The 12,170-nt window shown below is 69.6% G+C and carries 16 protein-coding genes; 5 read left to right on the top strand and 11 right to left on the bottom strand.

All coding sequences use genetic code 11. The annotated features are described in order from the left end of the window. Positions 1-195, top strand: a 195-nt coding sequence (locus DEJ21_RS18500) for a hypothetical protein (protein WP_220036592.1), incomplete at its 5' end; no start/stop codon positions are given. A 104-nt stretch (positions 196-299) separates the two neighbouring features. On the opposite strand, the gene DEJ21_RS17870 is transcribed toward DEJ21_RS18500, so the two are convergent. The 4 genes from DEJ21_RS17870 to DEJ21_RS18435 all read right to left on the bottom strand — a co-directional run bounded on the left by DEJ21_RS17870 (position 300) and on the right by DEJ21_RS18435 (position 4,346). Further along, a complete protein-coding gene (locus DEJ21_RS17870) occupies positions 300-833 on the bottom strand; it encodes a GNAT family N-acetyltransferase (protein ID WP_111225516.1) in 534 nt (177 codons plus the stop codon). Between the two features lie 82 nt (positions 834-915). Continuing rightward, a complete protein-coding gene (locus tag DEJ21_RS17865) occupies positions 916-1,221 on the bottom strand; it encodes a hypothetical protein (RefSeq protein WP_146247834.1) in 306 nt (101 codons plus the stop codon). A gap of 922 nt (positions 1,222-2,143) precedes the next feature. Next, a complete protein-coding gene (locus tag DEJ21_RS17855; protein WP_111225512.1) occupies positions 2,144-3,955 on the bottom strand; it encodes a histidine-type phosphatase in 1,812 nt (603 codons plus the stop codon). Positions 3,956-4,187: 232 nt separating this feature from the next. Beyond that, positions 4,188-4,346 (bottom strand): hypothetical protein, encoded by a 159-nt coding sequence (locus DEJ21_RS18435; RefSeq protein WP_181435956.1) that lies wholly within the window; start codon positions 4,344-4,346, stop codon positions 4,188-4,190. Positions 4,347-4,473: 127 nt separating this feature from the next. Between DEJ21_RS18435 and DEJ21_RS17850 the strand changes: the two genes are divergently transcribed. After that, positions 4,474-4,701, top strand: a complete 228-nt coding sequence (locus DEJ21_RS17850; protein WP_139196627.1) for a hypothetical protein — start codon at positions 4,474-4,476, stop codon at positions 4,699-4,701. Positions 4,702-4,893: 192 nt separating this feature from the next. Here the strand turns inward: DEJ21_RS17850 and DEJ21_RS17845 are convergent, their stop codons facing one another. Next, positions 4,894-5,328: a helix-turn-helix domain-containing protein gene (locus tag DEJ21_RS17845; RefSeq protein ID WP_308201655.1), complete on the bottom strand. Its 435-nt coding sequence runs from the start codon at positions 5,326-5,328 to the stop codon at positions 4,894-4,896. A gap of 124 nt (positions 5,329-5,452) precedes the next feature. Between DEJ21_RS17845 and DEJ21_RS17840 the strand changes: the two genes are divergently transcribed. After that, complete coding sequence (locus DEJ21_RS17840) at positions 5,453-6,106, top strand: FMN-dependent NADH-azoreductase (protein ID WP_111225511.1); 654 nt, start codon at positions 5,453-5,455, stop codon at positions 6,104-6,106. A gap of 9 nt (positions 6,107-6,115) precedes the next feature. Here the strand turns inward: DEJ21_RS17840 and DEJ21_RS17835 are convergent, their stop codons facing one another. Then, positions 6,116-6,826 (bottom strand): SDR family oxidoreductase, encoded by a 711-nt coding sequence (locus DEJ21_RS17835; RefSeq protein ID WP_111046564.1) that lies wholly within the window; start codon positions 6,824-6,826, stop codon positions 6,116-6,118. A 55-nt stretch (positions 6,827-6,881) separates the two neighbouring features. Here DEJ21_RS17835 and DEJ21_RS17830 point away from each other — a divergent pair, with 55 nt between their 5' ends. Further along, a complete protein-coding gene (locus DEJ21_RS17830) occupies positions 6,882-7,277 on the top strand; it encodes a MerR family transcriptional regulator (RefSeq protein WP_111023240.1) in 396 nt (131 codons plus the stop codon). A gap of 10 nt (positions 7,278-7,287) precedes the next feature. On the opposite strand, the gene DEJ21_RS17825 is transcribed toward DEJ21_RS17830, so the two are convergent. Further along, entirely contained in the window at positions 7,288-7,662 is a 375-nt protein-coding gene (locus DEJ21_RS17825) for a VOC family protein (protein ID WP_111225510.1), read from the bottom strand. 112 nt (positions 7,663-7,774) lie between these two features. Continuing rightward, the gene (locus DEJ21_RS17820; protein ID WP_111225515.1) at positions 7,775-8,470 is read right to left on the bottom strand and encodes a YafY family protein; all 696 of its coding nucleotides are present in this window, start codon (positions 8,468-8,470) and stop codon (positions 7,775-7,777) included. A 254-nt stretch (positions 8,471-8,724) separates the two neighbouring features. On the opposite strand from DEJ21_RS17820, the gene DEJ21_RS17815 reads away from it, so the two are divergent. Then, positions 8,725-9,795, top strand: coding sequence for a magnesium and cobalt transport protein CorA (locus DEJ21_RS17815; protein ID WP_111225509.1), 1,071 nt, complete (start codon positions 8,725-8,727; stop codon positions 9,793-9,795). Between the two features lie 61 nt (positions 9,796-9,856). On the opposite strand, the gene DEJ21_RS17810 is transcribed toward DEJ21_RS17815, so the two are convergent. The 3 genes from DEJ21_RS17810 to DEJ21_RS17800 all read right to left on the bottom strand — a co-directional run bounded on the left by DEJ21_RS17810 (position 9,857) and on the right by DEJ21_RS17800 (position 12,117). After that, a complete protein-coding gene (locus DEJ21_RS17810) occupies positions 9,857-10,636 on the bottom strand; it encodes a hypothetical protein (RefSeq protein ID WP_111225508.1) in 780 nt (259 codons plus the stop codon). 25 nt (positions 10,637-10,661) lie between these two features. Continuing rightward, a complete protein-coding gene (locus DEJ21_RS17805; RefSeq protein WP_083389453.1) occupies positions 10,662-11,201 on the bottom strand; it encodes an RNA polymerase sigma factor in 540 nt (179 codons plus the stop codon). Positions 11,202-11,334: 133 nt separating this feature from the next. After that, on the bottom strand, positions 11,335-12,117 hold the full coding sequence (locus tag DEJ21_RS17800) for an NADPH-dependent F420 reductase (RefSeq protein ID WP_111225507.1): 783 nt from the start codon (positions 12,115-12,117) through the stop codon (positions 11,335-11,337). Positions 12,118-12,170 lie beyond the last annotated feature (53 nt).

The raw sequence follows: 12,170 nt of genomic DNA, 5'->3' as shown, positions 1-12,170 counted from the left end.
CACCCCCACCCCCACCCCCGCATCCGCGGGCGGGCGATCGGAGTGTTCCAGACGGCGAGCTCGATCGGCATGGCACTGTTCCCGCTCACGCTCGGCCTAGCTCGCCATGTCCACGCTGCAGCGATGAACACGACCGTGGTGATCGTCCACAGCGCCCAGGGGAAGCGTGAGTCGAGTAGTGAAGGACGGGGCTAAGCGTCGAGGTCGGTTGTCGAGGCGATCTGCACTCGGCCGGGCAAGCCGTTCAACGCAGGACGGCGGGCACCGCCGCCCGGTGAAGGATCGGCTATCGGACGGGATCAGTGCTCAGTGGCCTTGGGTAAGAAGGCTTCCCAAAGGAGCTCGCCGTCGATCAGAGCGCTCGTGGGTGCAAGCCCGGTCCGTCGCGCTACCTGCATCGAGGCGGTGTGATCGGGATGGATGAAAGCCCGGATGTGCCCGACGTCGACCGAACGCAACCACATCACGACGGTGGATGCTGCCTCGACGGCGAACCCTCGACCCTGTTCCTCTGGCGTGACCAGCCAGGCGAGGTCCGCGACGAGGCCGTCTTCCTTGCGCTCGAGGGTGGCCTGCACGAATCCGATCGCCGGTCCGCCGCAGGCAAAACGGACGATCCAGTTCAGCCAACCCGCGCTGCCGTCCTCAGACTGGCCCTGGGATTGGCGGCGGTACCGTGCGCCCAGTTCGTCCAGGGTTGGTGGCTCGCCGCCAGTGAACCGGTAGAGCTCTGATGGAGCCAGGGCGGTCAGCATCTCGGCTGCGTGGTCAACTGCAAGCGGTTCCAGGGCGAGACGGTCCGAATCCAGGGGATCAGCCTGTGGCCACGACATCACCCGAGCCTTACAGATCGCGAACGGCCTGGAGTCCTCCCGTTGAACATCCACGCTGACCACGGCCTGGCTCCGCACCTGATCACGAGAGCGGCTGTCGCCGGATCCACACGGTCACCCCGAGGTGAGCGATGCCGGTCGCAGCGAGACAGACCATGGCCCACCCGACGACGCTGTGCCTGGTGGCGAGCAAGAAGATCCCGAAGGCGAGGACGAGGGCGACCAGGAGCGCACCGCAGAGGAGTAGCAGCAGGCTGGTCACGGGGCTGGCGTTCAAGGTGAGCTGCGCGTCACGCACCCAGGCCGGGGTCCGCACGCGATGCACGAGGATCGCGACCGTACCGACCAGGATCGCGATGCTCGCTGCGAGCAGACCTGCTTCAGCCATGCCGAGATGGTACCGGCGAAGGTGCATGCTTTGGCTGGTCCGCGGCCTCGAACGCCCCGGCTGACGCTGACAGGAAAATCGGATCAGCACAGACTCTGCTGACCGGAACCTTCGACGACCTGACAGAGGTCCACTCGCTCCTCGAACGCGCTGGCGATCTCGGCCTAGAGATCTCTGAGTTCCGTCGGATCGACACGTGACGGCTACGGAACGGCTGTCACCACACCATGAACGACGACGCGCGCTCACGTACTCACCGAACTGCAATGGCTGCACCCCGGTTGCACGATCCCACTTCCGGCGCCGCACACGAACGTTCATACGCTGGCGGCACCAGCGATGCCGAGACGTGGATCCTGTCCGCTGGGAGCTGCACCCTCGCGTTCGCGTTCTTCGTCACCTTCGTATTGGTCGAACCGGACCAGTGGCTTCTGTCGGTGCCCATCGCCTTCGGGAACCTGGTCGTCGTCATTTCGCTCGCACGACGCCTCCGAGCGTCCAGAGCGGACCGAGGGACACTCCGACTGGTTGCAATCGGAGCGATGTGCGTAGGCCTCTTGTCGGCGTCGTGCGTCATGGCGACAGTCGTCGCCCTCTTTATCGCCCTCTCCAACAGAGGCTGAGAACTCGCGGTCGCCGCGGAGATCGAAACCGTGGCCGCGACCGACATCAACGACTCCTCCTCCCGGATGCTCAAGAGCGACGTCCGCTCCCGGTTCGTCCTCGACGCCAGCACGATCTGACGGCGGCGGAACGGGCCTTCCGTTTCTTCCGTGACGGGTCGCGGCACTGGACGGGCGGCGCTGACGGACTGGAGGCACGGTGCCAGCTGGCACCGTGCCTCCAGTCCGTCCGTCACCCCGCTGGCGCGGTGCGCCGGTACCGGCTGGTCATCTCGAGAAGCCGCGGATCCGCGTCGGTGTCACTCGGTGGGTCGCAGGCGACGCCGGCGACGCAGCACCAGCGTCCCGGCACCGGCCAGGAGGAGCAGTGTCGCGAGCAACGCCGGTCCGACAGGTGACTCCGCTCCGGTCGCGGCCAGCGTGCCCGTCGCCGTCGCCGGGGTCGTCGGTGCGCCGGCTCCCTGCGCTGCTGGTGTCACGGTCGGCGTCGGCGTGGGCCCCGCGGTGGGCGTCGCGGTCGGTCCTGGCACGGCTGCAGCGATCAGCGGGCTCTCGGTCATCGCCGTGCCGGTGAGGCAGTGCTTGAGCTCGGTCTCCTTGACCCAGTGCGACCCTGGGGCGACCGCACGGCACCCGGAGGCGAACGCGATCTCCCGCTCGTTGTAGAGCATGCGCACGAGCGGTGTGTAGGTCGCTCCAGTGGCGGGGTCGATGCCCGCTCGCGACACGACGTCCCACTGCACGTTCGCCGCCATCGGCGTCACCTGGGAGCCTCGCCACGGGTTGGTGGGGTACCCGTAGACGTCGGCGTCGGATGCCGGAGCAGCGTTGTCGGGCGCGGCGACGGTGGATCCCGGCAGACGCAGCAGCGCCGCGAACGGGATGATCGTCTCGGCGTGCGCGAAGCGGAAGGTCGCGACCACGTCACCGCCGGCCACGCGGGCGTCGATCGTGGCGAAGAAGTCGTCGAGCAGGGGCTCGGCGATCGAGTAGGTCTCGTCGTGCCCGGCGAGGCTCGGGCCCTTCTCGTAGAAGTCCTCGGCGTCGAGCAGGTACGCGAACCACTCGGCATCCGCCGGCCGGCCAGCGAAGTACTGCGCGAAGTCGAACTGGTGCGGAGCGACGTTCTCCTCCTGCATGTCGGCCGCGATGATGTACAGGTTGTACAGCGACATCGCCGCATCGACGGTGCTCTTGATCGACTTCTTCGGATCGCCGCAGGCATCGGGATCGGCCTTGGTGTCGGCACCGGGCGCACACGCCATCCCGCCGCCCTTGGAACCGTCGGCGGTGTTGTACCAGGTGTGCGCCTTGTCCGTGCCGATCGCGGCGATGAACCCGGGCGTGAAGATGCCGGAGAGCAGGTCGTTCGCCGCTTCGACGGATCGTGGCTTCGCCTCGATGTACTGCAAGGCCGCCGCGATCGTGCCGCCGTCACCGGTCTGTGCGGCGACGTAGTCCTCGTACGCCTGGGCGCGCTCGCGCTCGGGCGACCCTTCGGCCTTCTCGGTGCCGTCCGGGTTCTCGACCTCGTGGAAGTAGAGCAGGTCAGGGCGCGGTTCGAGCTTGACACCCGTGGCCCCGAAGCCCCGCAAGAAGTTCTCGCCCGACTCCGTCGCGCGAGACTCACCCGAGGTCTCGGCGACGACACGCCCGCCCGACTTCGCCGCAGCTGCGAACAGCTGCTTGTTGCGCTGCGCGGCTCGCGCTCCGATGCCCTGGTGCTGGGTGGCGCCCTGACCGGTGAGCATGCCGTAGCCGTTCGCGACGTTCGCCGCGGTGATGGCATCGAGGTTCGCGGAGAACGCCTTCCCGATCTCCGCCGTCAGGAACCCGTCCTCGGCCTGCGCGGTCGCGGCGAGACGGTGCAGCAGCGCGTCGTACTTGTACGCGGAGAGTCCCCGGGAGCCGTGTCGGGCGACCGACTCCGTGGCGACGGGTGCGTAGCCCGTCGGTGCCGGCGAGTAGGCGTCGATGTCCGACTGGCTGGGGGCGATGTAGGGCTGCTTGCTGCTGAAGAAGCTGGCCTCGTCGGCGTGCGCCGGCACCGCGAACACCAGCGAGGCGAGGGCAGCGACGGCAACGCAGGACAGTGCGGTGCGGGTGTTCATGGGTCCTCCGGTATCGGGACCCTCGGGCAGCGGTCCGACAAGCAGAGTTAGCGGCAGCGGGTGAACAGCCCTTGACCGGGGGGTGACCGGACGGTGCTGCCGGACACGGCGGCGCGCGTGGGACGCCATGACAGGAGCGCAGGCCCTGGACGCGTGCAACTGACGGACTGGAGGCCCGGTGCCAGCTGGTACCGGGCCTCCTGTCCGTCAGTTGCGGGCCACCGAGACCTGCCTAGCTGTGCCCGGATCGTCGGGTCAGCTTCGAGCTGACGACGCCGTAGAGCAGCCAGGCGACGACAACGACGAGTGCGACCGTGCCGTACATCGCCGGCAGGGCGCCCTGCACCAAGAACGGCACGAGCAAGAGACTGACCAGGCCGAGGACAGCCAAGGTGATCTTGTAGCTGCGAGGAGACAGCAGACCTTCCTTCCTTGCACTGGCTGGCGCCCTTGTCGAGGACGGTCGGGTTCCACCCCGAGGACGTTACGGCGCCGCTCGTTGATAGTTGGATGGAAGCATGTTCTCTCGCATTCCGCCTCGTGTGTTCGGCCTTGCCTTCGGCCTCGGGGCTCTGGTCGCGGGGCTCGTGATGGCGCTCCTCGGTGCGGGCGTCCAGTACATCGGGCTCGTGGCCGGAGGGCTGGTCATCGCGGCGATGGGATTGCTGGCTGCGATCGTCGGCGCGATCGGCTTCGCACTCCACGGGTCCGCCCGATCCGAGCGGGACCGGTCGAAGCGAACCTGAGCCGCTGGCAGGCTCGCTCGGTGGTCGATCCGTTACCGAACGGCGATCGTCCTGAGTGGTGAGCACATCGCCACGACGACGGCGCCGGCGGACAAAACAGTTCCCCCGATGCGTACCTGTCCGGGTGGCCGATCGGCCACCGAAAGACGGCCGGTGGTCGGTCGGTCGGCGGTCGCGCGCGCGTCGCCGTCGTCATCGGTCTCGGGCGTCACCGTCACCGTCGAAGACCTGCCGGTTGCCGGCGATCACCTGCTGGTGTTCCCGTACCCAGTCGGCGAGGGCGAGCGCCACGTACTGCAGCGACCGTCCGAGGTCGGTGAGCTCGTACTCGACGCGCGGCGGCACCTCGGCATGGACCGTCCGCGAGACGAGCCCGTCGCGCTCGAGTGCGCGCAGCGTCACTGTCAGCATCCGGCGTGAGATGCCGGGAATGACCTCGGAGAGCTCGGTGAACCGCCGCCGCTCGTCACCGAGCACGCCGATCACCAACAGCGTCCACTTGTCGCCCATCCGGGACAGCAGCGACCGGAAGAGTTCCGGGTCCTCGCTCGTGCACAGCTCGGCCATCGTGGGCATCGACTGGTGGAGCCGGGCCTGCAACTGGTCCAGCGCGGTCTGGTCCGTCATGGGGTCTCCCGTGGTTACTGCCGGGTAACAGGGGATCGTTTGCGGTAACGGGAACCCGGCGGGCAGGGTTACTCATCGTAACCGAAGCCCGGGTCGTCGACTCGGGAGCGATCGAAGGAGTGTCATGACCCTGTTCCGCCTGGACGCCAGCATCCGCACCGAGGGCTCCACCAGCCGAGCGCTCGGCGACATCGTCGAAAGCGAGTGGAGTGCCGTGCACGCGGGCTCCGAGGTGACCCGCCGTCACGTCGGCACCGACCCCGTGCCCGCCGACAGCTGGGCCGACGCCGTCGCCGCATCCGCGACGCCCGAGTCGGAGCGCACGGCGGCCCAGGCCGCGGCGGTCGCCCTGGCCGCCGAGCTGACCGACGAGCTCGCCGGTGCCGACGCACTGCTGTTCGCCGTGCCGCTCTACAACTTCGGCGTCTCGCAGCACTTCAAGTCCTACGTCGACCTCGTGCTGACCGACCCGCGCATGGCACCCGGCGCCGTGCCCGCGACCGCGGGCAAGCCGGCCGTCCTCGTCACGGTGCAGGGCGGCAACTACTCCGCCGGCACACCCCGGGAGGGCTGGGACCACGCCACGGCCTGGATGCGACGCATCCTGGAGGACGTCTGGCAGCTCGACCTCGACGTGGTGACGCGCGAGTTCACGCTCGTCTGGGTGAACCCCGCCCTCGACCAGTTCACGGAGCTGGCCGACGAGCTGCGGGTCCGCGCCGAAGAGCAGGCGGCCCGGCACGGCCGCACGTTGGCGGCCGTGCCGAATGCTGCGTGAAGCCAGCCCCTACGAGGCGAGCATCTGCGCCACCACCGCGTACAGCTCCTTGGGGTCCCCGGCGAGCATCTGCTTGATCAACGCGGTCTGCTCGTCGACGACGACCTCGTAGTCGTCGCGCTCGACCCCGTCCAAGGTCGCGCGCGCCACGTCCGCCGGGTCGGTCTTGGGCATCGAGATCCCCGCGGTCATGTCGGTGTCTGCCACTCCGAGGTGCACGGACATCACCGCGGTCCCTTGGCCGGCCAGCTCGTGCCGCAACGCGTTGCCCATGTTCCACAGGGCGGCCTTCGACACCGCGTAGGCGGAGGCTCCGGGCATGGCGAGCCACGAGGCACCCGAGGCGATGTTCACGATGCTCCCACCGCCGTTCGCCGCCAGGACGGGTGCGAACGCGCGGATCACGGACAGGGTGCCCCAGACGTTCGTGTCCATGTCGGCGTGCGCTGCGTCCAGATCGCCCAACAGGGTCGCCGTGGTCGCGATCCCGGCGTTGTTGATCAGGAGATCGACGTCGGTCGCGACCGCGGCGGCGGCTGCGACGGACGCGGGGGAGGTGATGTCGAGGGCGAGACGCTCGACGCCCTCGAGGTCGATCAGTTCAGGGCGTCGGGCGGTGGCGTAGACCTTCGCCCCGCGTGCTATCAGCTGTGCGGCCAGGTGGCGTCCGATACCGCGGTTCGTGCCGGTGACGAGGGCAGTGGCTCCAGAGAGGTTCATGCCGTTACGGTAGAACCTGACGTCAACGTGAGGATCAAGCCCGAGGGACGGAACGATGCGGATCGGTGAACTCGCAGAACGGGCCGGCGTCAGCGTCCGGTCACTGCGGTACTACGAGGAACAGGGCCTCCTCGAGTCCGAGCGGACCACGGGCGGACACCGGGAGTACCGCGAGCCCGATGTCGCGCGGGTGCGCTTCATGCAGATGCTCTACGCGGCGGGCATGCCGAGCCGCCGGATCATCGAACTCCTGCCGTTCCTCGACACCGGGGTCGCGACGCGGACGATGCTCGACCACTTCGACGAGGAGAGCGACCGCATCGAACGCCAGATCGAGGCCCTCGGCGCCACCCACGACCGCCTCGCCCGGCTCCGCGACATCGCTGCGGAGTCCGTCGCGGGGCGGCCGCCGGAGGAGTGCCGCTCGTCGGCGAACGCCGCCGCCGCCTGAGCCACCCCGCCTAGCTGGCGGCGGGCCTGCTGAACAGGTTGACGACGTTGCCGTCAGGGTCGCGGACCAGTGCGGAGCGGTTGCCCCACGGCATCGTGGTCGGCTCCAGGACGACGTCGTCGCTGCTGCACTGCAGTCCGACGAAGTCGCCGTCGACGTCGGCGACCTCGAACTCGATGAGCACGGAACGGTTCGTGGTCGGCGTCACCGCGCCGCCGAGCATGGCGACCGTGGCGGTGCTGGCGATCGCGAGGGTCCCGCCCGGACCGCTGAACTGCGCGAAGACCGGTGCGGGGCGCTCGGCCGGCTGGCCGGTGATCCGCTCGTAGAAGGCGACCATGCCCTCGAGGTCGTCGGTGATGATGCGGACGGATGCGAACGACATGGGGTTCCTCACGGTGGTGCTGCTGACTCGGAGCGACCAGCTTCACCGGCCGCCGCGACACCGTCCTGTCGGTGTTTCCGGAAACCGACCGCGTTTCCGGGGACCGACCGCGCTAGTCGTCGAGGACCGGACGGAGTCGTCCGTACTGGATTGCGAGGTCCTCGGATCGCAGGACGCGCTGCGCAGGCCGCTCGTCGGTGACCTCGACCGACAGCATCCGGTCGCCGCGGAACGCCCGCACCCCGTCGCGGGTCCGGCACCAGGCGATCAGGTACCACTGACCGTCCTTCCCGATCGACCCCAGCGGTTCGACGTCGCGGACCGACTCCGCTCCGCCGGCGTCCCGGTACCGGAGTCGCACGACCCGATCCGCGCGCAGGGCCGCCGCGAACTCGCCCGGGACGACCGTGTCCTCGTCGTCCTCCAGGAAGTGCACCCGGGACGCCAGTGCGCTGGCTCGTGCGGCGTCCCCGGCGGGCATGACCGCGAGCGTCTTCCTGGCCGCGGTCTGCGCCGCGTGCCGGAACGGACTGCCCCCCAGCGAGCCGAGCCCGATCAGCACCGCGAGGGCCTCGTCCGGCGTGAAGCCCGCCGGGCCGAGCGTCGCGGACGCGTCGATGACGTACCCGCCGGTCCGGCCGGGCTCCGCCCAGATGGGCACACCCGACTGCTGCAGCGCGGAGATGTCCCGTTCGATGGTCCGGACCGACACCTCGAACCGCTCCGCGAGACGACGCGCGCTCCGCGGCTGCGGGGAGACGGCGCGCAACTCCTCCACGAGGCCGTAGAGCCGGTCGGTGCGATTCACCTCGCCATCTTCGCTGTCGTGCCGACGTTCCGTCAGATCCACGCCGTCTCGTCCGCCACGGGACGGACTGGAGGCACGGTGCCAGCTGGCACCGTGCCTCCAGTCCGTCCTGGGGTCGCGCCCAGGGCGTGTCAGGACTCCGACAGGAATCCGGCGCGCAGCGTGAGGGCTCCGTCAGGGAAGCGCGGCCGCCGTCGGCGGTCCGGCATGATCGGCAGGTTGCCCGCATGCACCACGGAACCAGGAGGACACCGGTGGCCCTCATCGACAACGGCATCTACGTCAACGGAACCCGAACGGAGTCGCCGCAGGACCTCAGCTTGACCGACGAGGCGCTCGACGCCGCGGGGAGCGGTGCGATGGCCTGGATCGGGCTGTTCCGACCGACGGCCACCGAGCTGGCCTCGGTCGCGGACGAGTTCGGGCTGCACCCGCTCGCCGTCGAGGACGCGCGCAAGGGGCACCAGCGGGCGAAGCTCGAGCGCTACGGCGACACCCTGTTCGTGGTGCTGCGACCCGCCTGGTACGACGAGGACGAGGAGACCGTCGAGTTCGGTGAGGTGCACCTGTTCACCGGGCGCGACTTCGTCGTGACCGTCCGGCATGCGGAGCAGCCGAACCTCGCCGACGTGCGGAAGCGACTCGAAGCCGATCCGGACGCCCTGGGGCGCGGGTCCGAGGCGGTGCTCTGCGCGGTCCTCGACGAGGTCATCGACAGCTACGCCCCGGTCGTCGCCGGGCTGCAGGACGACATCGACGACATCGAGGACGACCTGTTCGACGGTGACGTCGACCCGGCGTCCTCGCGGCGGATCTACCAGCTGCTCAGCGAGGTCATCGGGTTCCAGCGCGCCATCGGCCCGCTGCCCGGGATGCTCAACGCGTTGCTGCGCGGCGCCGAGAAGTACGGCACGGACATCGAGGTGCAGAACCAGCTGCGGAACGTGCTCGACCACGCGATCCGCGTCACCGAGCGCGTGGACACGTTCCGGACGCTGCTCGAGAACGCGCTCACGCTGCACTCGACCCTGGTGACGCAGGAGCAGAACGACGCGATGCGCCGGATGACCAGCGCGAGCCTGGCACAGGGGGAGGAGAGCCGCCGGCTGGCGCGGGCGTCGATGGAGCAGGGCGAAGAGGTGAAGAAGATCTCGTCGTGGGCGGCGATCCTGTTCGCTCCCACGTTGGTCGCGTCGATCTACGGCATGAACTTCGAGCACATGCCCGAGCTGCGGTGGGTGTGGGGGTACCCGGCGGCGATCGTCGCGATGGTCCTGCTGGCGGTCGTGCTGTGGGCGGTGTTCAAGCGGCGGCACTGGCTCTGAGCGTGCGTGACGACGGACTGGAGGCGCGGTGCCAGCTGGCGCCGTGCCTCCAGTCCGTCGGTCACTCCGTCCAGGTCTGCTGGACGAGCGCTTTCAGGAGGCCGTCGGTCGGGACGTTCGACTGCGTGATCGAGATCCAGGTGTCGCCGCGCACGAAGAACGTGTGCGTGGTCTCCACCCGGTCCGAGTAGTACATCGCCGTCTCGGTGTGCTGGCAGGAGCGTCCACCGAGCGTGTCGGTGCAGGTCCAGCCCTTGCCTGCGAGGGACTGGAGCCGGGCCTGGAGGATGCCTCGGTCGACGGTGCCCATCTCGAGGAACAGGTTGTCCACGTCCTCGGTGCTGCCGCTCGGCGACCAGTGGCAGACCAGCGTCGCGTCCGCGGTGAACGGTTCCTCGGGGTCGACGTAGTAGTCGGTCTTCCCCCCGGTAACCGCGGGTCGGAGCTGGTCGAGCACCAGCGAACCGAACAAGCGCGGAGCATCGGCGGCCGGCACGGCATCGGTGCACGCCTCGGGGATCGTCGCCGTGGTGTCAGCCGGCGCGGGGGTCGGCGTGATGCGGGCCGCGGACGGGGACGGTGACACGGTCGGTGCCGGTGTCGGCGCTGCAGAGGACGGCGCGGGTGCCGGTGCTGCGGCGAAGGGCGTCGGAACGAGTCCGAGCGCCACCGAACCGCTCGCGGTGCCGATGCCGAGCACCCCGATCAACGCCACGATGAGGCCGACGCGACGGTGTGTGGAAGCCGGGCGAGGCTTGTCGTGCATGCCCCGGACGACCTGCTGCCGCATGCCGGCGAGCATCCGCTGCATCTCGTCGCCTCCGGGCGGCTCGTTGCTCATCGGGGACCCGTGGTCGGTTCGTCGTTCATCGTTCATCGTTCGTCACCGCCTTCTTGATCCGTGCACGGGACCGCCACACGCGCTGGGTGACGGCGCCGACGCTCATGCCGAGCAGGTCGGCGGCCTCGGCGTAGGAGCGGCCCTCGATGAGGCAGAGCTCGCACACCTGGCGATCGAGTGGTGCGAGCGCGTCGATCTCGGCGCGGACCCACCGCAGCCGTTCGCGGGCGTCGTCGTCCGGCTCGGGCGCCGCGAGCTCGTCGGGCAGGTCGACACCCTCGTGCCGTCGCTGCTGTCGCCGCAGGTTCGCGGCGTGGTTCCGGCACACGACGAGCAGCCACGGCAGGAGTGACTCCCCGGGGACCTCCACGGTGTCGGCTTTCTGCCAGAGGGTCAGGAACGCGTCCTGCACGATCTCCTCGACGTCCATGCGCCGCGTGACCAGTGCCCACGTGTACCGGGTCATGGTCTCGGCGTGACGGTCGAACAACGCGGTGACCGCACTGCGGTCGCCGCGCGCTGCTGCCGCCACGAGCGCGCTGTCCGGCTCGGCTGATCGGTTCATGTCCACCCCCTTCACTCCGCAGTGTGCACGGAGGGGACATCCTCACAGATCCTTCGCCGCCGGGCGTGTCGTGTGGCCGAGGGGCACCCCGGAGTCGGCGGTCACAGGGGTGCCATCGCGTCGCCCGGTCGCGTCAGGTGTCGGTCTCCCTCTCGGCCTCCGGCATCAGGTGGGTCCGACGCGAGACGACGTCGTCCGCCTCCATGTCCCGGTAGCGGCGCGCGTCGGCCAGTGCCCGCACGAGTTCGGTGGCGGTCAGCGGGACGACGTACGCCGGGGTCCCGCGTTGGAACCGCCAGCCCTCGCGGAGCGGACCGGCGTCCACGACGTCGAAGCCGATGCTCTGGATGAGCTCGCTGACGGTGTCCTTGGCTGCGGCGTCGTCGCCCGCGACAGGCAGCGCTCGCCGGGGTCCTCCGCCCGGCCGTGCGTCCGTGGCGATCTCCTCGGCGTAGATGCTGTTGAACGCCTTCACCACACGAGCGGCCGGGAACGAAGCCTGCAGGAGTTCCGACGTGGTGGTCGACTCGTCGTCGAGCGCTTCGATGTGTCCGGACCAGTCGGTGTAGTAGTTGCCCGCGTCCATGACGATCCGGCCGTCCAGCGCGGCCGCCGGGAGCTGGTCGTACCGGTGCAGCGGGACGGCGAGCAGCAGCATGTCCGCCCGCTCCGCTGCCCCGACCACGGTGTCCGCGGATGCCCGCTCGCCGAGTGCGGCCACGATCTCGGACAGGCTCTCCGGGCCGCGCGAGTTGGCGAGGACGACATCGTGGCCGGCGGCGACGGCTGCCCGCGCGAACCCCGCTCCCACCTTGCCGGTGCCGATCACTGCGATGACTTTCATGGCGACGCTCCTGCCGTGTCGTGGGCGGCGTGCGGCACAGGTCGCACCACGGTCCTGCCGCCCTCGGTCCATCGTGGGGCGGCTCGGACCCGGTGTCTTCCGTCACGTGACGTAGGGGGGGGGGG

This window comes from Curtobacterium sp. MCSS17_006 (assembly GCF_003234215.1).
Taxonomy (GTDB): domain Bacteria; phylum Actinomycetota; class Actinomycetes; order Actinomycetales; family Microbacteriaceae; genus Curtobacterium; species Curtobacterium flaccumfaciens.
Note: the sequence above shows the minus strand (reverse complement) of the source record. Positions and strands in the feature narration are given on the sequence as shown.

What these genes read in the sequence shown, in the direction of transcription:
- DEJ21_RS17870 (WP_111225516.1), bottom strand. Translation starts at nt 833, where the DNA reads ATGTCGTGGCCACAGGCTGATCCCCTGGATTCGGACCGTCTCGCCCTG.
- DEJ21_RS17865 (WP_146247834.1), bottom strand. Translation starts at nt 1,221, where the DNA reads ATGGCTGAAGCAGGTCTGCTCGCAGCGAGCATCGCGATCCTGGTCGGT.
- DEJ21_RS17855 (WP_111225512.1), bottom strand. Translation starts at nt 3,955, where the DNA reads ATGAACACCCGCACCGCACTGTCCTGCGTTGCCGTCGCTGCCCTCGCC.
- DEJ21_RS17850 (WP_139196627.1), top strand. Translation starts at nt 4,474, where the DNA reads ATGTTCTCTCGCATTCCGCCTCGTGTGTTCGGCCTTGCCTTCGGCCTC.
- DEJ21_RS17845 (WP_308201655.1), bottom strand. Translation starts at nt 5,328, where the DNA reads ATGACGGACCAGACCGCGCTGGACCAGTTGCAGGCCCGGCTCCACCAG.
- DEJ21_RS17840 (WP_111225511.1), top strand. Translation starts at nt 5,453, where the DNA reads ATGACCCTGTTCCGCCTGGACGCCAGCATCCGCACCGAGGGCTCCACC.
- DEJ21_RS17835 (WP_111046564.1), bottom strand. Translation starts at nt 6,826, where the DNA reads ATGAACCTCTCTGGAGCCACTGCCCTCGTCACCGGCACGAACCGCGGT.
- DEJ21_RS17830 (WP_111023240.1), top strand. Translation starts at nt 6,882, where the DNA reads ATGCGGATCGGTGAACTCGCAGAACGGGCCGGCGTCAGCGTCCGGTCA.
- DEJ21_RS17825 (WP_111225510.1), bottom strand. Translation starts at nt 7,662, where the DNA reads ATGTCGTTCGCATCCGTCCGCATCATCACCGACGACCTCGAGGGCATG.
- DEJ21_RS17810 (WP_111225508.1), bottom strand. Translation starts at nt 10,636, where the DNA reads ATGAGCAACGAGCCGCCCGGAGGCGACGAGATGCAGCGGATGCTCGCC.
- DEJ21_RS17805 (WP_083389453.1), bottom strand. Translation starts at nt 11,201, where the DNA reads ATGAACCGATCAGCCGAGCCGGACAGCGCGCTCGTGGCGGCAGCAGCG.
- DEJ21_RS17800 (WP_111225507.1), bottom strand. Translation starts at nt 12,117, where the DNA reads ATGGACCGAGGGCGGCAGGACCGTGGTGCGACCTGTGCCGCACGCCGC.